This window comes from Corallococcus sp. AB018, assembly GCF_003986945.1.
GTDB lineage: Bacteria > Myxococcota > Myxococcia > Myxococcales > Myxococcaceae > Corallococcus > Corallococcus exiguus.
Genome location: NZ_RAWR01000108.1, coordinates 1 through 22,617, shown reverse-complemented (window position 1 = coordinate 22,617; position 22,617 = coordinate 1). Strand labels below are relative to the sequence as shown.

Sequence of the window (22,617 nt, the reverse complement as noted above, 5' to 3'; positions counted from 1 at the left end):
CATGCGCCCCACCCTTCTGTGCGGACTCCTCGTCGTGGGCCTGGGCAGCGGGGGCTGCGAAGCCCAACCTGACTCCCCCCTCTTCTTCTACGGCCTGGCCCGGCGGGTGGACGGCTCGCCCTTTGGACAGACAGCGCTGTCATTGGAGGGGGCACGCCGCGGCACGGTCGCCGACGAGCCGCCCGTCTTCACCCCGTATGGCACGGCGACCACGCGCGACAATGGGGCCTTCGTGTTGGAGATCCTCGCGGGGGACATCGCCCCCATCGTGGCGGGAGAGCTGACCTGGCCCCGGTCGACCTTCCGCGACCGCTTCCGGGTGGCGACGCCCCTGGAGGAAGGACGGGCCGCCTTCGTCTCGTTCACCCTGTACGGGACAGGGGACTCCGAGTTGCCGGAGCTGCGTGTCTGGGGCGCCGACCTCGCCTGGAGTGAGACAGCCACCGGACGGGCGCTGACCTTCGCACCGCCCCCGCCCGCGCCCGCGCCGCCCCAGGGCGTGGTGGTCTCAGCGGATGACACCACGCCGTACCCTGGAGCCCCCAGTGGTGACCTGGTGGACGTCTCGATTCCCAAGCCCGAGCTTCAGCTCCACGGGAAGCAGGGCCTCGTCTGGCACGAGGATGCCGTCACGTCGCCGAGGCTCCTCTCCCCCTGGCTGCTCGAGGACTTCGTCACACCGGAAGCCCAGGTGCGCGCGGTGAGCGCGAACGCCTGGCACCGCGATGCGCTCACGAGCGATGAGGCCTGGCTTCAATTCCGTATCGAATGGCGCAGCGAACGGCTGCCCCTACCGGAGGGCACGCTGCGCCCACTGAGCCGGGGGGCCAGGTGCCATCCGGCGCTCGATGCCCCCTGCCCGTTCACGGATGGGCTGCTCACCGAGAAGCGCCCCTCCGAGCTGTGGCCACTGGAGACCTCTTCCTACCCGCGTCGCGTGGGCGTCCGCCTGGAGGCGCCAGCCCGCATCTCGCGCGTGGTCATCCGCAACATGGTGACGCACGGACAGGAGGTGGTCGTCGAGGGCAGTGAGGACGGAGCGCAGTGGAGCGAGCTCGCCCGGCGGAAGCTTGCTGAGTCATTCACGTCGGGAGTCAACCGGGGCTTCCGAGAGGCGAGCGACGCGGACAGTCCGTGGGACCCGCCTCTTCCGCGGTACGACCACAGCTTCCTCGACATCCCCCTGCCTGGCGGTCCCCAGGTCCAGTACGTCCGCCTGGTTTGCCTGTCGATTCCCCCCTACGAGGCGGAGGTGACTTCCTTGGCGGAGCTGTCCCTCTTCGAATGAGACGGGTTGGAAGGTCCGCCGGCCCGCTGGCGTTGCGGAGGGAGTGAGTGGAGCCAGCAAAATGACATCCCGCGAGCCAGATGCCCGCAGGGATGTCCTCGCTCTGGGGCGAGCATCAACCGCGGTACTGGTGGATGGACAGGATGGGATAGTTGGCAGGGCCAGTGGTGATCTTCTGCGTCCCATCCTTATTGCGATTGTTCGAACCGATGAACTCAGGCTTTCCATTCTTCCAGCCCGCGAAGATCACCACATGACGATCTTCGGCGCCCGGCCCCGTCTTCATACTCACCACGTCACCCTTCTTCGCATCCTGCAGGGACACGCGCTTGAAATTCTTGTCCTTGTCCAGGTTGTTCTGCAGGCCACTCACCAGATTGCTGTGTTGGCGGTCGGTGATCATCCCCGCCTGTTCCAGGCATGCGGAGACGAAGTTGGCGCAGTTGACCTTGTTGCCAACGCCATCGTCCATATCCGCGCCGACCCCCTTCTTTTCCATCTTCAGCGCCCCAGCGTTCTTGCCCTTGTGCTGATTCGCGATTTCGTAGGGGTTGCCCTTGGGGCCCTTCACGCCGCTGGAAGAGGAACCGGCTGCAGGAGCATCGAACGTGGAACTCTTGTCGCTGGACTTCGTCGAGCCAGCGCCCGACTTTTTAATGGGCGCGTCTTCGAACCCATCCGATTGACCAGGGACCTTCAACGTCGCGCCCGCCAGGATTTTATTCGCGTTCTTGATCTGCGGGTTCGCCTTCATCAGCGCACTGACGGTGGTCTTGTTAACGCTGGCAATGCGAGACAACGCATCACCAGACTTGATCCGGTAGCCCATGCAATACTCCAAGGGAAACATGGAAGCAGGAATGACAGAGACGTCCAACCGCCTCAACACCAACACCCACGGCCAAGCACTTCATTTTCCAGACCGTCTCCAGTGAAGCTCCCACCCGCACCAATGATCGAACCAACATGATCGACCAAGGCCCGAGCGCAAAAGCAACCTTGAGACTGCCGTCTGAGGTTCTTGAGGGAAGTCAGGCCCCAGGATTCAAGGCAGGCCCATTTTTGCTCCTTGCGTGAGGCCCCAGGACACTCCGGGGTCTCGGAGAAAAGAGGGAAAGGCCCGGCCTGCATCCCAAAAAAGTATTCTGAGCACGCGCGGCCACGAAGCCACTGTGCTTACCCTAGACCTGGTCGCGGCATCATGCATGCGTCAAAGCCGCATCAAGACAACCGTCATGGAGGGCAGGCGACGCACAGGACTGCCGGACACCTGCCGATGTTACCCCTCGGCACGACGGCCTGACTCCCACGTACCTCCGGCGTTGCGCCACGTGGCAGGACATGAAGGCGGCGGAGGCCCGACTGGGACTCGGCGAGCAGCTCGCAGACCTTGAGCGCATCCTACGCCGCGCCAGCATGGGAGCAGCTCGCGTCGGCGCTGGACACCATGCGACTCAGTGGCGGACGCTTCGCACCGAGGCCTGCATGGCCACAGACCATGACACCGGGGGTAAATCCTGGCAGACGGCCGCATACCTCGACGCGCGGCTCTGGCAGTTCGCCGCCGTCACCGAGGTACTGGAAAGCCAGATGCGGAGACCGTCAAAAACGCGCACCAATTGACGGCCTCCCTTCAAGGCTTGAATTTCGTGCGCAAGGTTCAGGGGCCGGAAAACCTCCGCACCGCTACCTTCCGCCATCGCCTCGGATGGATTCGATTTGACCAGGGGCGTCTTGCGGAGCGGCTGGAGCTACATCTCCAGGCCATCGAGCAGCGCAAGCATCTGCTGGGCTCCGACCACCCCATCCTCGTTCGTTCCTACGACACCTCGCCTCGACATACATGAGCCTGGGCCTGCGAGCCGATGCCCGCGAGCAGTTGCTCGCGCACCGAGCCAAGGCTGAAGCAAGACCCGCCCGCGCTGCAAAACCTCCTGGGACTGGTCAGCAGCCGGCTGGACATCAGCCTCCTGGGATTGCTGGCCTGAAGCCCGTGGCGCCCCGCTTCCATCGGGTGCCCGCCAGCCAGCATTCCTGACGAGTCGGCGGGGCCACCAGCGTTTCTTCCGGGATTTTTGGGACGTCGGCGGGCCCAGGCCCTCTTTCTCCTCGATTGCAGGGCAGACGCGCATCGACTCGCGCTCGAACACCCATCCAGAGGAGATGTCCCATGGGCTCAGTGAAGGCGGTCGGCGGTTCTGGTGGTGCTCCGAAAGTCGATCCCGCCGAGGCACAGCGCCGCGCGGAGGAGGCCCAGCAGAAGGCAGAGGCGGCGCGGCTCGCCGCCGAGGCCCGGCGCAATGCGGCGACCGAGGCCCGGGACAACCTGACGCAGGCCAAGCGCGACGCGGATGGCGCGCGACGGCAGAAGACCGCGGAGGAGAAGTCCGTCACCGACGCACGCAAGGCCGCAGAGCGGCTGGGGCAGACACCCGCCGAGGCGAAGAAGTCGAAGGAAGCCCTCGCCACCGCGGAGAAGAAGCTCAAGGAGGCCACCAATGCGTCCCTGGCCGCGGCGCAAAAACTCCAGGATGCGGAGGAGAAGGCCGCCCTGGCCGCGAAGAGCGCCGAGGAGGCCATGCTCAAGGCGAACGCGGCGGCCGTCGCGGAATGCAAGACGCCGCCCTATAGCCAGAAGGACATCGACAAGGTCAAGCCGACGAAGAGCGAGCTCGAGTCGGCCTTCGAGGGCACGAGTCGAAAGGCTCAACTGGAGAAGCTGCTGGGCTTGACGGCCCCGCCGCCGCAGGAAGTCATCCAGTCGGCCGGGACGGGCGAAGCGCCTGGGACTCCTTTCAGCGCGAAGTACACGAAGGACGCGTCCCCTGGACCCTTCGGGCAGACGGCCACGGACCCGTCCGCCGCCACCTGGTTCCACCAGCGGCCCGGAGCCAACACAGGGGTGGTGCCTCCCGACGTGGCCCTCGGCAACCCCGTCCCGCCCATGCGGGATGGCAGCTCTCGCGACACCAAGGTCAACGGCCTGGATGTCGCCGCGGACTGGGTAGCCAAGGCCACGCCCACCCTGCGAGCGCGCTCGGAGATGGTGTTCCTCAAGGACTCGCGTCCTGGTGCCGAGGGCCAGTCCGGGCACGTCTTGATTCGCCAAGGGGACCGCGTCATGGACCCCGCCCGTGGCAAGAATTACGACAACCTCCAAGCCTTCCTGAAGGACCAGCCCCACTACCAACCCGCAGGCACCCTCTCCGCGAACGCCGCCGCGAAGATTCTCTCCGCGCCTCCCGGCTCCCCGGAGCGGCAAAAGGCCATCGCGGAGGCAAAGGTTCCAGATTCGCTCCAGCGAATGCTGGTGACGGACTCCGCCCCGTCCACGCCCCAAGCTCAAACCCCTTCCCAGGCACCCTCCTATACCCAGGCCCAGGCGGACCGGGATGCGGCGGCCCTTTTTGACGCCATGGAAGGAGGCGCTACGGGCTGGGGCACGGATGAAGAGACCGTTTTCAAGACGCTGGAGGGCAAGTCCCCCGAGCAGATCGACCTCATCCGCAAGGGCTACAAGCACACCCGCGGCAAGGACCTGGATTCCGTCATTCGCGATGAGCTGGGCGGAGCGGACGGGAAGCACGCCTTGGCGCTGCTCCAGGGTGATGCGTCCAAGAGCGCCGCGGTGCAGGTCCAGGCGGAGCTGGACGGTGTGTTCGGCTCAAATGAGGACCTGCTCAAGGTGCTGGAAAAGCAGACGCCCGAGCAGCGACAGGACACCGCACAGAAGTTCGCGGAGATGAATGGCGGCCTCAAGCCAGGGCAGTCGGCCCAGGACTTCATGCTGGGCAAGTTGGGGCAGTCGCTCAACCCAGAGCAACTGAACCGGGCCCGCAACATGCTCTCCGCGGGTCAACCCCAGACACCGGAGCAGCGAGACCCACTGGAAGCACAGGCCATCAAGGACGGTCTCAAGCAGGACATGGATGGGCTGGGCACGGACGAGGACCGCATCTTCGAGCGCCTGGAGAAAGCCACCCCGGAGCAGCGCAGAATCCTGGCGCAGGACGAGGTACTCAAGAGTCAGCTGAAGGACGAGCTGGGCCAGGAAGACTACGACCGGGCCATGGGGCTGCTCCAGGACAACCCGGCCAAGGCGGATGCGGCCCGCCTCACCAGCGCCATGAATGGCGTCTTCGGCGCGGACAAGTCCGGCGTGCGCGCCGTCCTCGAAGGAAAGAAGCCCGACGAGCTGGCCCATCTCAAGGCCGAGTACCAGAAGCTGACGGGCAAGTCCCTGGAGGACGAGATTCGCAAGTGGGGTGGCGCGGACAAGGAGGTGACGCTGCGCCTGCTCAACCCGCCCCAGGAAGGTGACACCCAGGCCCAGGCCGAGGCCAACGCCGAGAAGCTCAAGCTGGCCGTGGATGGAGCGGGTACCGACGAGGACGCTCTCCGCGACGTGCTGCAGGGCAAGTCCAAGGCGGAGATCAACGACATCTCCGCCGCCTACAAGAGGAAGTATGGGGAGGACCTGCGCTCCAGGTTGGATTCGGAGCTCAGCGGCCGAGACCACCTGGAGCTGCTCGATCACAGCTTCGACCTGGGCGCGGTGGATGACAAGGACCCCAACGCGAACCAGGAACTGGCGCGCCGCCTGCGTGAGCAGCAGGCCAATGAATCTGGCTTTGGAACCTGGCTCCTGGACAACGTCCAGCGGACCGTCAAGGGCGGCGAGTCCGACAACGACAGACTCAACCGGAACCTGAGGGACGCGGAGAAGGCCATCCAGGCCGGCGACACCCAGAATGCCAGCCGCTCCGTCGGGTTCGCCACGGATGACGTGAAGTCGCTGCAGAGCAGCAAGGATTCGCTCGCGGAGGGCGCCGCGACCGCCGCGGTGGCGGTGGCGACCACGTCGGCCGTGGTGCTCTCCGGTGGAGCGGCGACCCCGCTGGCCATTGCTGGCTATGCCGCGCTGGGCGCGACCACCCGGGCCGCCACCAACGAACTGATACAGGGTGGCGCCGCGGGCTGGGAGGATGCCGGACGGCAAGCCGTGATTGGCGCCGTCGAGGGCGGAACGGCCGTCCTGCCGGTGACCAAGGGCGCCAGCGTGGTGTCCACTTCCGCCGCGAAGGGCGTGACCACGACGGTGGGGAAGGAGGCCGTGGAGAACACGGTCCTCACGGCCGCGAAGCAGGGCGTCAAGGAAGGCGTGGTGGGTGGAGCGGCTGGCGGCGCCGTGGACGCAGCCACTCGCAGCGAGACGTGGCAGAACGGCCTCGCGGACGGCCTGGGCCAGGTGGCCGTGCAGGCCGGCACGGGGGCCGTCCTCGGCGGGGCCGCCGGAGGACTGACCTCCGCGGGGTTGGCCAAGGGACTCCAGCCTCGGGAGATTCCCGTGGTGCGCAACCCGGAGCTGGCGGGCAGCTCCGTCCGCGTGCGCTATGGGGACAGTCGCCGCGTCCACATCGAGGCAGGCCCCAAGGCCACGCCCGCTCAGATCCAAGCGCACCTCAAGACAGCCCAAACGCTCCAGAAGTACGAGGGCCCCCTTGGACAGGTGCGCCAGCTCCGCGACCGCGCCCTCCAGGCGCTCACCCAGAAGCCGGGCCATGGGACCCAGGGCTTCGAATCGCAGCTCGAGGTGAAGAAGCTCAACGGCCTCATCACCGGGCTGGAAACCATGCAGCGGAAGATTGACGCCCGCCTGCACAGCCTGGACAGCGACGCCCAGGTGCCGACAGCGGCTCAGCGCGCGGCCATTGAGCGCGATTTGGAGAGCTTGCGCACGCAGTTGGCAGAGCACGAGCAGCAGCTCAGCTCACTGGCCCCGGCCCGCGGCTTCGTCGCCGCCGACGACGGGGCGCCAATAAAGGAAGAGACAATAGCAGAAGAGGTGCAGACGCGCTTGAAAACGCTGGCGTCCACCGCCCTCAAAAAAATCGCCGGGAACATGGATTTCACGGCCGATACCACGGCCCTCTCGAAGAGCGACCCAACGGACCAAGCCCTCCGGGAGATCGACGAAACCTGGCGCAATACGTTTACCAAGAGCTACACAGTGGCGCGCTTGAACAACGGATTATCTCAAAGGAAGGCAACGAAGCAGGCGTCCACTAAAGCAGACGGAGCGGCACGGCAGGTTGCCGACCAGTTTGCCATCCCCCCAGCTAAGGCCCGTGCCGACTCGATCGTGGACGACCCGAGCAAGTGGAAACCTCTCAATGCTAACGACCAAGCTGCGCTGACTGACTTCAGGAACGGGGTCCGAGGGGCGGAGGCAAAGCGGCTCGCGCCGAAGTTGAACAATCTATCGAAGGAGGAACTGGAGAACTTCCTGCAACAGGAAGTCAATGAGCATCGGGCGCAAAGTCTGCCCGATACCATGCTCGGCCCCAACATGCCTCAAAAGGCCTATCTATTCGGCAACGACACGCTCGTGCGATTCAAGCCCAACGGAGATGATCGTGCCCCAGAGCCGAGCTATAGCGTCGAGGTGCTCACTGACGGCATCTCTGTCCTCCGTAGTCTCAACCAAGTCCTCGTCAACGGAGTCACAAAGAAGTTGGACCAGACCAGTGTGGCGTTCAAGATTGGTGTGAAGGGCCAGCCCGTGCCCAAAGCCCCAGCGTCCGTGCAGAGCCCGTACGACGGTCAAATTAACGAGACGCAGTATAGGGAGTTCAACGACCAGGTTGCCCGCGCCGGACATCTGAGGACCCGGACGTAGCTTTGCTCCCCCCATGGAGGCACCCGTCATGAAGTTCGAGAACGCATGGCTAACCCGCACCGACGGTCCGGTCGACGTCGCGGCGATTGAGGCATACCTCGGTGCCCTTCCCTGGGCCTGGCGAGATCCCGTGAATGGGAAGGAGTTCTTCCTCGCCGGGCGCGTGCGGAGCGCCCGAGCGGCACGTGACTGGCGCATCGCCCACCCCACCGAGTTTCCGACCGATGGCGTGCTGGTCTCTGTCCATCCGGACGGCGTGAGCATCGACCAGCGAGGCCATCCCGAGTCGATGGCGCGCGCGTGCGACTTCCTCACTTGGCTGCTGGGGACGGGCAAGTGGCGCGCGCGCACCGAATTCATCCCCGACATGCCCCTCGCCTCTACCAAGGACCTCTACCCCGGCCCCCTGCCCTCCCAGGCTGACCTGGGGGACGACCCGCTTCAATCGCCCGTCATCGAGGGCGCACTCACGCGGTGGACCGTCGGCGACCGCACCCTGTCGGTACACTCGAGCGGTATCGTTCAACTTCAGCTGCCCCAAGGGGGCGTCATCGACGCGCGGCTCGCCCAGGCGGAACTCGACGCGTGGAACCGCGCCTCGGACCTGGCTCTCGACGACCTGGACTTCGACGCGCCCGCGGCCACGACCAGCGTGGCGCTCGACCGAGAGACTCCGGAGGGCGAGCAGTCGGCCTGGTTCGACAAGACACGGATTCCGGAGCCGGTGTTCCCGCTCTCGCTGCAGGCGACGAAGCTCTTGAGCGCCATGGAGAGCTGGGCGCCCGGGAAACCCGTCCCCGCAGGCTTCGTATCCATCACGCGCAAGCACAGCTGAGCCTACTCGAAACCCGGTCGCTGCGTCATGCCTGCGTCCAGGCCGCCATGGAGCGGAACCTGTCAACGTGAATGAGACCGTGGATTCGCGAGATTACTGCGCAGTCAAGACGTTCGTTGGACTCGACGCCCGGGTGCGCAATGCGCGAGGCGATGCCGCGCAGGCGCAGCCCATGCCGGTTCTTCCTTGGTGCAGAGGCCTTGTCGCCATGCAGTTTGGTGGGGCGAAGCCACCGCTGGCCTGAAGGCATCCTCACCGCAGGCACGCAGTCCAGAAGCGGGAAGAGTTCGTGCATGTCGTGCACATTGGCGGCTGTCACGAACTCGGTGAGCGGCAGCCCCTGGGCGTCTACGAGAAGATATGCGGATCTCGGGCCCGTTTCAGGCCCGACCCTACAATCACGCGCACGGCGTCTATTTCAATCCTGACAAGGGGCCGCGCCCCCCATCAAGAGGAGATGTCATGAGTTCAGGGACAACGGTCGGTGGTGCGGGTGCTCGGAGAGTCGATCCTGCCGAAGCACAGCGCCGCGCGGAGGAGGCTCGACGGAAGAGCGCTCCATCCCAACAAGCCCAGGTCCTCTGGACGGTCCTCCTGGTGGGCTTCCTCGTCCTGGGATGTGACGCGCGGACGACTCCACCGCCAGCGCCCGCAGCATCTCCGGCCCCGGAACATACCCTCGCGCGGACCCAGGTCGAAGGCGAGGTCCTGGTGCGTTTTCGCGATGGCATCCAGGCGATGGAGCAAGACCCTACCCGAGGGTTGAAGGGAGCGCGGGTGCTGCACCGGTTCCGGAAGATGCCCGGGCTCCAGCTCGTGAAGCTCCCCGAGGGCATGAGCGTCGAGCAGGCCCTGTCCCACTACCGCCGCGACCCGCGTGTCGCATTCGCCGAGCCGAATGCCATCTATACGCCCTCCGTGCTGCCCGTGGACCCGCGCTTCCGTGAACTGTGGGGCTTTCACAACACGGGGCAGACGCTGGGCGGCGCGGACATGGACATCAATGTGCCTGAAGCCTGGGAACTCACCCAGGGGAGCGAGGCGGATGTCGTTGCCGTCATCGACAGTGGTGTGGACTTCACGCACCCGGATCTGGCCGACAACATGTGGGTCAACCCCGGGGAGATCGCCGGAAACGGCGTCGATGACGACGGCAATGGCTATGTCGACGACGTTCACGGCATTGATGCCACGGACGAGACGAAGACGCCCATGGATGTCAACGGCCATGGCACGCACGTGGCCGGGACCATCGCCGCGCGCGGCGGAAACGGGCTCGGGGTCGTCGGGGTGAGTCCGCGCACGAAGCTCCTGGCCTGCAAGGTCGAGGACGCGGATGGCTTCTTCACGCTGGATGCGGCGGTCCGTTGCCTCGACTATCTGCTGGACCTGAAAACGCGGGCCCGGCACCCGGTGAATCTCATCGCCTCGAATGCCTCGTGGGGTGGGTCCTTCGCCTCACAGGCGCTCTCGGATGCCATTACCGGGCACCTCCATGCGGGCATCCTCTTCGTGGCGGCCGCGGGCAACCTCGGGATGAACATGGACTTTTGGATGTCGAGCTACCCCGCGGAATTCACCCTGCCCAACATCCTCAGCGTGGGCGCGTCGGATGATTTGGACCGCCGGGCCCGCTTCTCCAACTACGGACACCAGAAGGTGGACATCTTCGCTCCAGGAGTCTCGATCCTGAGCACGGTGCCCGGGGGCGGCCATGCCGTCTTCAGCGGTACGTCCATGGCGGCACCCCATGTCACGGGGCTCGTGGCGCTGCTGCACGCGCAGTCGCCCGAGCGCGACTGGCGGGCCCTCCGCAACCTGGTGCTGAGCGGTGGCCAGGAGGTACCCGCGCTCCGCGACCTCAGCGTCACGGGCCGCCGCATCCGTGCCATCGACACGGGCGGTGGAGGCTCGATGAGTTGCGCGGAACAATCGATGGTCAGACGTCTTGAGCCGTCGGGAGACATCGTCCACAGCGGTTCGGACAGGTGGTATGATTATCAGGAGCGGATGACGCTCGCCGCGCTGAACATCCGCTGTGAGCAGTCAGCGGGTTCCGTGACAGTGCAGCTCAGCATCGCGCCCTGGAGTCTCGTTCTCCTCGACGATGGTCAGGGCGCTGACATGGTCGCGGGCGACGGGATTGCCACCGCGGAGTGGGATCCCCCGAGCGCAGGCCCTGTCGTCTTCACCTTTCCAGGTGGCGATTCCTTCACGGCCCATCCCCGGTACTCAGGGACCGCCGACATCTACGACTGGTTTGCCTCCTGGCGGCCTGAGGTACGGAGGGAGGCGTCCTTCCGGGTCGACTTCGTGGGAGATGGGACCCCAGGCCCCTGGGAGGTGCAGTGGGACGCGGACTACGACGGCCACTTCGACGTGGACGCGACGACGAGCGCGCCGGCCACACCTCATTCGTATACCGAGGTGATCTCCTACACTGCGCTCGTTCCGCCGTCTCCAGAGGCGACGGCGGTGGCTGTGCGGATCATCGACGCGAACGGGAACCCCTCGCACACGGTGCAGGCCGCGCCGAACTTCATTCCGGATCATCCCTCCCCGGTGCGACTGGGCTCGGACGTCCTGGTTCCCCAGGTGCGGCATCCGTTCACGCTTGACGTGGCCTTCCTCGCTCCGGCTTTCTCCGAGCCCTGGACCCTGGAGTGGGACCTGGACCACGACGGGAAGACCTTCCATCCGACGGCCTGGGACTCGATTCCCGTGCCCGAGGAGGAGAATTTCTCACAGGCCCGCGCTCATGCCACCCGGATGCATGTGTTTTCCAGCGCGGGCGTTCACCGGGTGGCGCTGCGCGTCGTGGACAACCTGCAACGTTCCTCGGTCGTGCAGACCTGGGGCGCCGTCGTCGAGTGTGGGCCCCCCGTCATTCTTGACGTGGGCGTGGAGGGCTCTGGGCGGACGGAGCCCGTCACCGCGGGGCTCAGCGCCCGGGCCGAGCCCGGTTGCGACCCCATCCTCCGATACCACTGGGACTTCGACGGGGACGGGACCTTCGACGAGATGACGGCGGAGCCCAGCACACGACATGTGTACCCAGACAACCCGCCTGGCCTTTCCTCTCAGCGGGGCATCGTGCGCGTTGAATCCGCCACGGGATACTTCGACCGCGCCTTCGAGATCCCCATCGAGAATGTCGCGCCCCGGGTGGAGCCCATCCCCGAACAGCTCGTGACGTCGCAGCGGCAGATGACCTACCAGGTCCAGGTCTCCGACCCTGGCGGAGCCGGAGATGCGCTGACCTTCTCCGTCGCGAGCGCGCCAGACTGGGTCCAGGTGAGCGCGACGGGACTGCTGTCCTGGGTCGGCCCCTGGGACTGGGTCATTCAGCAAGGAGAGCACCTCCGCTTCGAACTCGTCGTGCGTGATGACGATGGGGCAGAGACGCGCACTCCGGTGGAACTGGTGGCCGCGTATCGTCCTGAGCAATCGCCCGTCGAACCGCGTTCCGACGGCTCGGGGGGTTGCTCGACCACCGGTGGAGCGAGTCCCTCCCTGATCGTGTCCTTGGGGCTCCTGCTGGCGGCTCGACGGAGGAAGCGCTGAGCCAGGCGCACGGCCTTCATTTCCGTCATGCGGAGCGCGTCGACGTCTCCTGGCGACGCAACCGCCTGAACCCACCCAGCGTCTGTGCATGAACGCGTCAGTAATAGCCACGGCCCATGACAGCGAGGCACGAACGAGAACACCATCGACTTGCTTCGCCAGCACTTCATGAAAGGGACAAATCTGTCCAAGCACTCCCGCGACGACCTCGACGGGGAGATGGCCACACGCTTGAATGCCCCCGGGGCTCTGTCTGGCGAACTGGAACGCGGTGCGGAGTGCGCACACATGCATTCATGTCCACAGGAAGCGACGCTGACGGACTTTCTTGCCGGGCTGCTCTCCGAAGAGCGCCGGACCTCTGTCGTAGCGCACGTGGAAGGCTGTGCGGACTGCCGGTGGGTCCTGGCGGTAGGGGATGGCACCCAGGTCCTGGCCGGTGCTCCGAAGGCCTCCGCACAGGCGCCGTCCCAGCTACTGCTGCCGGGCGACAAGCTCTCCCGGTACGTGGTGCGAGAGCGCATCGGCTCTGGCGCGATGGGCGTCGTGTACGCGGCGGATGACCCGGAGCTGGGACGCCGGGTGGCCATCAAGATGCTGCGCCCCGAGGGACGCCAACGCGAGGAGCTGCGGCAGCGGCTGCTGCGCGAGGCCCAGGCGCTCGCCCGGCTCCGCCATCCCAATGTCGTCACCCTCTACGACGTGGGCACCCACGGAGACGGCGTCTTCCTCGCCATGGAGCTGGTGGAGGGCACCACGCTGGCGGAGTGGCTGCGGCAGCCGCGTCCCTGGAAGGAGGTGCTCCGCGTCTTCCGCGAAGCCGGCAAGGGCCTCGCCGCCGCGCACGCCGCGGGCCTGGTGCACCGGGACTTCAAGCCCGCCAACACCCTCCTGGGCAAGGAGGGCCGCGTCTTCGTGACGGACTTCGGCATCGCCGGACCCATCCACCCCGAAGAGGGCACTCCGCTCCAGGAGCCCGACACGGCCCCGGTCGCCTCCATGCGGCACCTCACCCGCACGGGCCAGCTTCTGGGCACGCCCGCCTACATGGCGCCGGAGCTCCTGGAGGGCCAGCGCGCGGACGCCCACTCCGACGAGTTCAGCTTCTGCGTGGCCCTCCACGAGGCCCTCTTTGGCGTGCGCCCCTTCCAGGGTGCGACGCTCCAGGAGCTGGCCCAAGCCGCGCGGCAAGGCACCATCAGCCCCCCAAAGCGCGAGGTGAAGGTCCCAGTCCGCGTCCGGCGCGCGGTCCTCCGGGGGCTCAGCGCCAACCCCCAGGAGCGCTTCCCGTCCATGGAGGCCCTCCTGGCGGCCCTCGCGCCACGGCCCATCCGGTGGCTTGCGCGGATGATGGCCACCGCGACCGTGGCTGGAATCCTGGGCACCCTCGCGGCCTACCGGGCGACGGAGGGAAGCCACTGCGAGCAAGAAGTGGAGAAGCTCACGGTGGCCTGGAGCCCCGCGCGACGCGAACGGATCCGCACGGCCTTCCTGTCCACGGGCGCGTCCTACGCCGCGCCAGCCTGGGAGCAGCTCGCATCAGTGCTGGACACCCATGCGTCTCAGTGGCGGACGCTTCGCACCGAGGCCTGCATGGCCGCGGACAGCGACACGGCGGACGTCGCCTGGCAGACGGCCGCGTGCCTCGACGCGCGGCTCTGGCAACTCGCGGCCGTCACCGAAGTGCTGGAAAAGGCAGATGCGGAGACAGTCAAGAACGCGCACCAATTGACGGCCTCCCTTGAAGGGCTCACCGGCTGCCGGGACACGCCCGGGCTCTCAAGCCGTCCGCAGCCACCGGAAATCCTCCGCCCCCGCGTGGACGAAGTCCGGCGCAAGCTGGCACTGGCCCAAGCGGACCTCGCCGCGCGCCGGTTACACCAGGGGCTTGGCGTGACAGACGCCCTCCTCCAAGAGCTCCGGGGCCTTGATTACCGGCCACTGGAGGCGGAGGTGCTCGTGGTCCATGGCGAACTCAACCAACTGCTCGAAAGACGGAAGGAAGCAGAGACGTCTCTCAACCAGGCACTCTGGGCCGCCGAAGCCGGGCATGACGACGAGTCCGCGGCCCGTGCATTGATTCTCCTCGTCTCGGAGGTGGTCGAAACTCATCCGTTCCGTGACAAGGACGTGGAGAAGATCATCGGCCACGCCCAGGCAGCCGTGGAGCGACTGGGGCGAGAGCGCTTCCCGGACATCACTGCGGACCTGTACCTCCGCGTGGGGTCGGCGCGGATGGTCCAGGAGAAGCATGCCCAGGCGGAGGCTGAAATCATTCAAGGCTTGAGTTTCGTGCGCAAGCATCAGGGGCCGGAGAACCTCCGTATCGCCATCCTCCTCGATCGACTCGGATGGAGTCGATTACTCCAAGCGCGTCCCGAGGAGGCGCTGGAACTCCATCTCCAGGCCCTTGAGCAGCACAAGCGACTGCTGGGCTCCGACCACCCCATCCTCGTTGAGTCCTACGACAGCCTCGCCTCGACATACATGAGCCTGGGCCGGAGAGCCGAGGCCATCGACGCCTGGCATCGGGCCCTGGCCATCCTCGATGCGGCGGCCACCCCGGAGACTCCTGAGCTCGCACGCATGTTCCAGCGCATCGCCGACCCGCTACGCCTTGAGGGACAGCGGGAGGAAGCGTGGTCCATGCTCGAGCGGTCGCGCACGATCTTCGAGAGAGTCCTGGGGCCCGACAACCTCAACGTCATCATGGTGATCGAGCACCAAGCAGGCATTTCCCTGGAGGCCGGCCGGAACGACGAGGCGCTCCGTCTCTCCACACAGGCCGTGGAGCGTGCGCAGCGGGCATTCGGTCCCGCCAGCGCATATACCGCAATTCCGATGCTGCTCCGCGCCCGGGTATACCTGCGCGCGGGCCGCCATGGCGCGGCCCGGCGCGACCTGCTGGAGGGCCTGGGCCGGCTGGATAAAGAGTCGGATCCGAAAGGTTTCATCGCCGCGCGGATATTCCTGAGCCTGGCTCGGGTGGCACTGGTGACCCAGGCGCCCAAGGAGGCGCTTGCGCATTGCGAGCGTGCGCGCGACCTCCTCGGCGAAGCGCAGGTCGTGCACTCCGTGGGCGAAGCAGGCGCCCTGACCTGCGCCGGAGAAGCCCACCTCGCCCTGGGGGCAGTCAGCAAGGCGGTGCCGCTGCTCGAGCGCGCCCGGCAACTCCAGCACCAGCACCCTGTGGCCATGGTCCCAGAGATAGCCGCGAAGACCTCGTTTCTTCTAGCCCGAGCGCTTCTTGAAACACACACCGCCCCTGACCGGGCGCGCGCTCTCACGCTGGCCGAAGAAGCGCGAGCGGGAATGGAGTCAGCGGGAGCCCGCGGCAAGGATGAGCTTCAGAAGATACTGGCCTGGCAGCGACGCATGGGAAAGCGATGAAGGAAGTACCGAAGATAAGCACACAGCCGCGCAGCGGTGGGAGTGCGCGCCACTCAACCAACACGGCGAGATTGAGGCAGTGGCGGGGAAGTCCACTTCGACAAAGAAGAAACGGAATGCCGCCATCGGGTAGGTGGAGGCAACCTACGGCTCGTTCCGGGCTGCTACCCCTCACCCCCGAGCTGCCCGACTTGAAGGGGGCAACTCCAGCGAGCACGCGTCCGTCGGTGGCCGCTCGGCCCGGGCCGCCCGCTTCGGCTTCCTCTCGGGCAGTGACCGCTGGATGAGGCTCCATTGTGCGTTGGTCAGATTCACGTTCCGGGTTCGATCACACCTGCCGCGGGGGGGGCGAACCGCCGCCGGAAACCGAACTGCTTTCAGCGGGTTGCTCGGCCCAACCCCAAGGCCGGCTCTAGAATTCACAGCTCATCACTGGAATAGAAAGACACCACCCGAATGAGAGGAAGACACCGACACACAGGGCCCACGGAACGTCGAGTGCGCCTCCTGGGAATCAAGAATCCAGTGATGCACTCGTAGGGAATGGGCCCGCCTGCGTCCCAAGATTTCTTCCGTGCGCGAGTCAACGCATGACTGCCCATGCCCTCTTGAAGTAGACTGGGACTGGCCTAAGCTGGATCCCGAGACTTCCGAGGGGGAATACCCACACGCTTGAATCAACCCTCCAGCCGCTCTGTCTGGCGAACTGGAACGCGGTGCGGGGTGCGCACACATGCATTCATGTCCCGAGGAAGCGACGCTGACGGACTTTCTTGCCGGGCTGCTCTCCGAAGAGCACCGGACCTCTGTCCTGGCGCACCTGGAAGGCTGTACGGACTGCCGTTGGGTCCTGGCGGCAGGGAATGACACCCAGGTCCTGGCCGGTGCTCCGAAGGCCTCCGCACAGACGCCGTCCCAGCTACTGCTGCCGGGCGACAAGCTCTCCCGGTACGTGGTGCGAGAGCGCCTCGGCTCTGGAGCGATGGGCGTCGTGTACGCGGCGGACGACCCCGAACTGGGACGCCGGGTGGCCCTCAAGATGCTGCGTCCCGAGGGACGCCAACGCGAGGAGCTGCGGCAGCGGCTGCTGCGCGAGGCCCAGGCGCTCGCCCGGCTCGACCATCCCAATGTCGTCACCCTCTACGACGTGGGCACCCATGCGGACGGCGTCTTCCTCGCCATGGAGTTGGTGGAGGGCACCACGCTGGCGGAGTGGATGCGGGAGCCGCATCCCTGGAAGGAGGTGCTCCGGGTCTTCCGCGAAGCAGGCAAGGGCCTCGCCGCCGCGCACGCCGCGGGCCTGGTGCACCGGGACTTCAAGCCCGCCAACACCCTCCTGAGCAAGGAGGGCCGCGTCTTCGTGACGGACTTCGGCATCGCCGGCCCGCTCCAGCAGGACGAGGGCGCTCCGCTCCAGGATCCCGACAAGGCCCCGGTCGCCTCCATGAAGCACCTCACCCGGACGGGCCAGCTCCTGGGCACGCCCGCCTACATGGCGCCGGAGCTCCTGGAGGGCCAGCACGCGGACGCCCACTCCGACGAGTTCAGCTTCTGCGTGGCGCTCCACGAAGCCCTCTTTGGCGTGCGCCCCTTCCAGGGTGCGACGCTCCAGGAGCTGGCCCAGGCCGCGCGGCAAGGCACCATCAGCCCCCCAAAGCGGGAGGTGAAGGTTCCAGCCCGCGTCCGGCGCGCGGTCCTCCGGGGGCTCAGCGCCAACCCCGAGGAGCGCTTCCCGTCCATGGAGTCCCTCCTCGCTGCCCTCGCTCCACGGCCCATCCGGTGGCTTGCTCGGATGACGGCTACGGCGGTCGTGGCCGGCGTGCTGGGCACCCTCGCGGCCTACGGGCTGACCCAGCGGGAGGGGGGCCACTGCGAGCAAGAAGTGGAGAAGCTCACGGTGGCCTGGAGCCCCGCGCGACGCGAACGGATCCGCACGGCCTTCCTGTCCACGGGCGCGTCCTACGCCGCGCCAGCATGGGAGCAGCTCGCGTCGGCGCTGGACGCCTACGCCGCCCAGTGGCGGACGCTTCGCACCGAGGCCTGCATGGCCGCGGACAGCGACACGGCGGACGTCGCCTGGCAGACGGCCGCGTGCCTCGACGCGCGGCTCTGGCAGTTCGCCGCCGTGACCGAGGTGCTGGAGAAGGCGGACGTGCTGACGGTGCAGAACGCGCACCCGCTGACGACCTCGCTCGAGGGGCTCGCCGGCTGCCGGGACGCGCCCGGCCTCTCCGCCCGGCCGCAGCCGCCCGAGAACCTCCGGGCCCCGGTGGAGGCGGCACGGCACAAGCTGGCACAGGCCCGCGCCCACCTCCTGTCGCACCGGTTCACCGAGGGGCTCGCGGTGACGTCAGCCCTCCTCGAGGAGCTGAAGGGGCTCGACTACAAGCCGCTGCGGGCGGAGGTGCTCCTGGCCCACGGCGTGTTCCTCGGGGGCCTCAACAAACCCAAGGAGGCGGAGGCGTTCTTCTACCAGGCCTTGTGGGCGGGCGAGGCCGCGCGTGACGACGAGACAGTGGCACGGGCCTGGCTGGAGCTCATCTGGGCGGTGGGCGAGGAGCAGTCCCGCACCGACGAAGCGGAGAAGCTCATCCTGCACGCCCGGGCCGCCGTCGAGCGGCTGGGACGGGAGCGCTTCCCCGACATCACGACGGACCTGCACACGCGCCTGTCGTCGCTGCGAGAGGCGCACGGCCAGCTCGCCGAGGCGGAGCAGGAGGCGCTCCAGGGCCTGGAGTTCTCGCGCAGGAGGAATGGCCCGGACAGCCTGCGCACGCCCAACCTCCTCCACCAGCTGGGACGCATCCGATATGGCCAGGGCCGCTATGAGGAGGCGCTGAAGCTCCACCGCGAGGCCCTGGCGCTGCGCGAGCGCCTGCTGGGCCCCGACAACCCGGCCCTCGTGACGTCCTACAACCGGGTCGCCACGGCCTCGCTGGAGGTGGGCCGGCACTCGGAGGCCGTCAAAGCCTGGCGCAGGGCCCTCGCCCTCCAGGAGGCGTCCTCCAGCCCGGAGACCACCCCGCTGGGGACGGTGCTGCTGAACCTGGCCGGGGTCTCGCGCCTCGAAGGTCGGCTGGAGGAGGCGCGCTCACAGGTCGAGCGGGCCCGCGCCATCTTCGAGCGGGCCCGGGGCCCCAATCACATCACCGTCATCTTCGCGCTCACGGAGCAGGCGGTCCTCGCTCGCGAGGCGGGACAGGGCGCCGAGGCGCTGGCCTTCGCCACCGAGGCCCTGGAGCGCGTCCAGCGTTCGCTGGGCCCGGACTCGCCGCGCGCCGCCCTGCCGCTGACCGTCCGGGGGCAGGTGCACCTGAAGGCGGGCCGCTACCCCGAGGCACGGCGCGACCTGCTGGACGCACTGAAGCGGCTGGAGAAGGACTCCAGCCCGGCGGCAGGGAAGATGGTGTCCGTGCTGCAGCTGCTGGCCGAGCTGGCCCTGGCGACACGGGCCCCGCAGGAGGCGCTCGCGTACTGCGAGCGGGCGAGGACCCTCACCGAGAAGGCCGATGGCGCGGAGTCCCAGGACGGTGCCAACGCGCTGACCTGCGCCGGCAAGGCGCATCTGGCACTGGGCGCGGCGGCGCAGGCCACACCGCTGCTCGAGCGCGCCCGTCGCATCCAGACCCGCTGGGGCAAGCCCGGTGACGCGGAGGCGGCCGGGAGGACCTCCTTCCTGCTGGCCCGGGCGCTCCTGGAAACGCGCCCCGCCCCGGACCGGACGCGAGCGATTGAACTGGCCGAAGAGGCCCGGACGCGGCTGGAGTCCGTGGGAGTCCGGGGCCGGCCGGAGCTCCAGCGGGTGCTGGCCTGGCAACAGCGGGAGGCGAAGCGATGAGCGAGCAACGGAAGACAGGCTCCCTGGCGGCGCTGCTGCGGGAACACCTGCCCCGGGGGCAGCGCGCGGAGCTGGACGCAGTGGAGGGGTTGGAGGCACTGCTGAACCAATTCGTCGAGGCGGCCCGGAGCGGGTGGGCCTGGGCCACGACGCCGCTCCCGGCGGAGTCCTTCGCGCGGCACCTGGCCCGGCACCTGCCCGCGGGAAGGACATTGGAGGTGATGCGCGTCCTCCATGGCGCCGACCTGTACCTCGCGTGCGCCTGCGCCACCGGGGAGCCCTCGGCCCTCCGGGCCTTCGAGCAGAACATCCTCCGGTACATCCCCGCCCGGCTCGGGAGGGTGTCGCCGAGCATGGTGGACGAAGTGCTGCAGGTGCTGCGCGAGCGGCTGCTGGTGGGCAGCGGCGACACGCCCCCGAGGATCGCGAGCTATGGGGGACGAGGGCCCCTGCTGACCTGGGTGGGCATCGTCGCCGCGCGCATCGCCGGGGAGCTCGTGGGCCGGGACGCGCGCCATGAGCTCGTCGCGGAGCCTCCCGAGGAGCTCGCACGGCTCCTGGCCCCGGGCGACCCCGAGTACGCGCTGCTGCGCGAAGACGCGCGCAGGCTCCTCGTCGAGTCGCTCCGCAAGGCGGTGGCGGTGCTCCCGGAACAGGAGCGGACCCTGCTGCGCCTGCACCATTTCCATGGGTTCACGATGGACCGGCTGACGCTCATGTATGGCGGCTCGCGCTCCGGCATCGCGCGCAGGATCGCGGAGGCCCGCGAGCAGTTGCTCGAGCGCGTTCGCATGGAACTCGCGCCCCGGCTGAAGCAGGACCGGCTCGCACTGGAGAGCCTGTTGGGACTGGTCAGCAGCCGACTGGATCTCAGCCTCCAGGGCTTGCTGGACTGAGGCCCTGCCTGGGGCCCCGCTCCCCAGGGATTTCTTGGGATGCCCTTGGGCCCACTCCCTCTTCCCAATTGATTGCAGGGGCGGCCATTCATTGACCCGCCAGCTCCAATCAAGAGGAGCGGACCCATGGCTGGAGTGAAAGCAGTCGGTGGCTCGAATGCATCAAAAGTCGATCCCGCCGAGGCACAGCGCCTCGCGGAGGCGGCCCGACAGAAGGCGGAGGCGGCGCGGCTCGCCGCCGAAGCCAAACGCAAGGGGGCGACGGAGGCCCGGGACACCCTGGCGCAGGCCCGGCTCGAAGCGGAGGCGGCGCGACGGCAGAAGGCCACCGCGGAAAAGGCCACCGCCGACGCACGCAAAGCCGCGCAGAAGCCGGGGCAGACGCCCGAGGAGGCGAAGAAGTCGAAGGATGCCCTCGCCGCCGCGGAGAAGAAGCTCAAGGAGGCCTCCGAGGCGTCCAGGACCGCGGCCCAGAACCTCCAGAAGGCGGAGGAGCAGGCGGCCCTGGCCGCCAGGAGCGCGGAGCAGGCCATGCACAAGGCGAACGCGTTGGCCCTCGAGGAATGCAAGCCCGCCCCGTACAGCCAGAAGGACATCGACAAGGTGAAGCCGACGAAGAGCGAGCTCGACTCGGCCTTCGAGGGCACGAGTCGAAAGGCGGAGCTGGAGAAGGTGTTGGGCTTGACGCCCCCGCCACCGCAGGAAGTCATCCAGACGTCCGGGGAGGGCGGGGCTCCTGGAGTTCCGCTCGACGCGGTGGACACCTTCAAGGGACCCTTCGGGCAGACGTACACGGGCCCGTCCGCCGACACCTGGTTCCAGCAGCGGCAGGGAGCCCCCCTGGGCGACGCGGCGCAGTCCCAGCCGGCCAGTGGCACCGCCGTCCCCTCCACGCCAGATGGCAGCGACGACTCACCAGCGGGAGTCGCGCAATCGCAGGAATGAGCAGCACCCGGCGACAGGGCAACCCTTCATCTCCGCGAGCACCGGGAACATGGACCCGTGCAATGAAAGACAATTCGATGCGTCCTTCCACCCACGGCAAGGCAAGAGCCGTGTTTTCGAGCATCCCGTGGCGACGCGGCAGCTGTGTCTGGGGATTGCTCCTCTGGCTCTCCCTCATCCCAGGGGTTGCCCGAGGCGACGTCTCCCCCGACGTACGCATCTGCGCGAAGTCCACCTACCTGTTGTTCGAGGACCTCGATTACGAGCGTGCCCTGGAACAGATGGCCCGCTGCAAGGAGGTATCGCGCGGGCCTGAGGATGAGGTGGTGCTGTCGCTCTACCAGGGCGTCATCCTGGTGGAGCTGAGCGGAAGGTTGAGCGACGCCGAAGCCGCCTTCAAGGCCGCCCTCAGCTTGAACCCCGATGCGAAGTTGCCGCTGACTGTCTCGCCCAAGGTGAAGCGGCACTTCGAAGCGGTGCGCAAGCGAGTCCTGAAGGAGTTGGCCGCGCGAGGGGCGGCCAGTGAGCCCCTGAACCAGGAGCCCCCCTCGGAAGCGCAGGAGGTTCAGGCGCCGCGAGAGCCGCTCCCCGTCGTCACCACGGGAGTCCCGGAGTCTTCATCCTCTCCCCTGCGGGATTTGTCCGGCTCGCACTCACTCCTGCGAGACCGGGCGCTCATTCCCGCCGTGGCGGGAGGGGCCTTCGTCGTCGCGGCGGGCGTCTTCTGGGGAGTGGCGGAGGGGCGGAAGTCGAAGCTGGATGGCGTGGCAAAGGACATCCACTCAGAGGCCGATGCCAGGAACGCGGCCCACGGCGCGCGAAGGCTGCAGACGGCCTCCGTGGGGCTGCTGGTCACGGGGCTGGTGGGGCTGGGCGCCTCCACGGGGATGTACCTGCTGGGGTCGCCGAAGAAGCCGGTGCCCGTGCAGTTCGGGCTGGATGGGACGTCCGTGTTCGTGTCTGGGAGGTTGCCATGAAGCCCCTGCTCCGCTCGACAGCCCTTGGCTTGCTGCTGCTCGGCGTCCAGGCCACTGCGTGTCTCGACGTCGACGACCTGGTGGACCAGTTCTGCCTCGACAATCCTCGCATCTGCAAGGATGGCGGGTCGGATGCGGGGCCTGACGGCAATGACATCCTGGATGCAGGTGGACCGGACGGCGGGGACGCGGGGCAGGACGGAGG

12 protein-coding genes and 2 pseudogenes are annotated in these 22,617 nt (G+C 67.5%); 13 read left to right on the top strand and 1 reads right to left on the bottom strand.

What is annotated here, in order from left to right:
• The first annotated feature begins 1 nt into the window (after position 1).
• Positions 2–1,288: a hypothetical protein gene (locus D7Y11_RS22930; RefSeq protein WP_126934777.1), complete on the top strand. Its 1,287-nt coding sequence runs from the start codon at positions 2–4 to the stop codon at positions 1,286–1,288.
• 115 nt (positions 1,289–1,403) lie between these two features.
• Here D7Y11_RS22930 and D7Y11_RS22925 read toward each other — a convergent pair whose 3' ends face one another.
• A complete protein-coding gene (locus D7Y11_RS22925) occupies positions 1,404–2,117 on the bottom strand; it encodes a LysM domain-containing protein (protein WP_126934776.1) in 714 nt (237 codons plus the stop codon).
• Positions 2,118–2,629: 512 nt separating this feature from the next.
• Here D7Y11_RS22925 and D7Y11_RS22920 point away from each other — a divergent pair.
• The 12 genes and pseudogenes from D7Y11_RS22920 to D7Y11_RS22875 all read left to right on the top strand — a co-directional run.
• Entirely contained in the window at positions 2,630–2,911 is a 282-nt protein-coding gene (locus D7Y11_RS22920; RefSeq protein WP_199753772.1) for a hypothetical protein, read from the top strand.
• Positions 2,912–2,937: 26 nt separating this feature from the next.
• Positions 2,938–3,135 (top strand): tetratricopeptide repeat protein, encoded by a 198-nt coding sequence (locus tag D7Y11_RS43870; RefSeq protein WP_169820703.1) that lies wholly within the window; start codon positions 2,938–2,940, stop codon positions 3,133–3,135.
• Positions 3,136–3,458: 323 nt separating this feature from the next.
• A complete protein-coding gene (locus D7Y11_RS22915; RefSeq protein ID WP_126934775.1) occupies positions 3,459–7,967 on the top strand; it encodes an annexin in 4,509 nt (1,502 codons plus the stop codon).
• Positions 7,968–7,995: 28 nt separating this feature from the next.
• A complete protein-coding gene (locus D7Y11_RS22910; protein WP_126934774.1) occupies positions 7,996–8,802 on the top strand; it encodes a hypothetical protein in 807 nt (268 codons plus the stop codon).
• 834 nt (positions 8,803–9,636) lie between these two features.
• Positions 9,637–12,366, top strand: a complete 2,730-nt coding sequence (locus tag D7Y11_RS22905) for a S8 family peptidase (RefSeq protein WP_158641983.1) — start codon at positions 9,637–9,639, stop codon at positions 12,364–12,366.
• Positions 12,367–12,480: 114 nt separating this feature from the next.
• Positions 12,481–12,606: pseudogene (locus tag D7Y11_RS44395) on the top strand (IS30 family transposase); the annotation flags it as partial.
• A 48-nt stretch (positions 12,607–12,654) separates the two neighbouring features.
• Positions 12,655–15,756 carry a protein kinase gene (locus D7Y11_RS22900; protein ID WP_199753770.1) on the top strand — a complete coding sequence of 1,034 codons (3,102 nt, stop codon included), beginning with the start codon at positions 12,655–12,657 and terminating at the stop codon, positions 15,754–15,756.
• 733 nt (positions 15,757–16,489) lie between these two features.
• Positions 16,490–19,594: a tetratricopeptide repeat protein gene (locus D7Y11_RS22895; RefSeq protein WP_199753766.1), complete on the top strand. Its 3,105-nt coding sequence runs from the start codon at positions 16,490–16,492 to the stop codon at positions 19,592–19,594.
• Positions 19,591–20,490 carry an RNA polymerase subunit sigma-70 gene (locus D7Y11_RS22890; RefSeq protein ID WP_126934771.1) on the top strand — a complete coding sequence of 300 codons (900 nt, stop codon included), beginning with the start codon at positions 19,591–19,593 and terminating at the stop codon, positions 20,488–20,490. Before D7Y11_RS22895 ends, D7Y11_RS22890 begins: the two co-directional genes overlap by 4 nt.
• 126 nt (positions 20,491–20,616) lie before the next feature.
• Entirely contained in the window at positions 20,617–21,435 is an 819-nt protein-coding gene (locus tag D7Y11_RS22885) for a hypothetical protein (protein WP_126934770.1), read from the top strand.
• A gap of 77 nt (positions 21,436–21,512) precedes the next feature.
• Complete coding sequence (locus tag D7Y11_RS22880; protein ID WP_121751864.1) at positions 21,513–22,412, top strand: hypothetical protein; 900 nt, start codon at positions 21,513–21,515, stop codon at positions 22,410–22,412.
• Positions 22,409–22,617: pseudogene (locus tag D7Y11_RS22875) on the top strand (galactose oxidase); the annotation flags it as partial. The gene D7Y11_RS22880 and the pseudogene D7Y11_RS22875, both read left to right, overlap by 4 nt.

Coding starts and splice junctions, on each gene's coding strand:
- D7Y11_RS22930 (WP_126934777.1), top strand. CDS start 2: ATGCGCCCCACCCTTCTGTGCGGACTCCTCGTCGTGGGCCTGGGCAGC.
- D7Y11_RS22925 (WP_126934776.1), bottom strand. CDS start 2,117: ATGGGCTACCGGATCAAGTCTGGTGATGCGTTGTCTCGCATTGCCAGC.
- D7Y11_RS22920 (WP_199753772.1), top strand. CDS start 2,630: ATGAAGGCGGCGGAGGCCCGACTGGGACTCGGCGAGCAGCTCGCAGAC.
- D7Y11_RS22915 (WP_126934775.1), top strand. CDS start 3,459: ATGGGCTCAGTGAAGGCGGTCGGCGGTTCTGGTGGTGCTCCGAAAGTC.
- D7Y11_RS22910 (WP_126934774.1), top strand. CDS start 7,996: ATGAAGTTCGAGAACGCATGGCTAACCCGCACCGACGGTCCGGTCGAC.
- D7Y11_RS22905 (WP_158641983.1), top strand. CDS start 9,637: ATGAGCGTCGAGCAGGCCCTGTCCCACTACCGCCGCGACCCGCGTGTC.
- D7Y11_RS22900 (WP_199753770.1), top strand. CDS start 12,655: ATGCATTCATGTCCACAGGAAGCGACGCTGACGGACTTTCTTGCCGGG.
- D7Y11_RS22895 (WP_199753766.1), top strand. CDS start 16,490: ATGCATTCATGTCCCGAGGAAGCGACGCTGACGGACTTTCTTGCCGGG.
- D7Y11_RS22890 (WP_126934771.1), top strand. CDS start 19,591: ATGAGCGAGCAACGGAAGACAGGCTCCCTGGCGGCGCTGCTGCGGGAA.
- D7Y11_RS22885 (WP_126934770.1), top strand. CDS start 20,617: ATGGCTGGAGTGAAAGCAGTCGGTGGCTCGAATGCATCAAAAGTCGAT.
- D7Y11_RS22880 (WP_121751864.1), top strand. CDS start 21,513: ATGCGTCCTTCCACCCACGGCAAGGCAAGAGCCGTGTTTTCGAGCATC.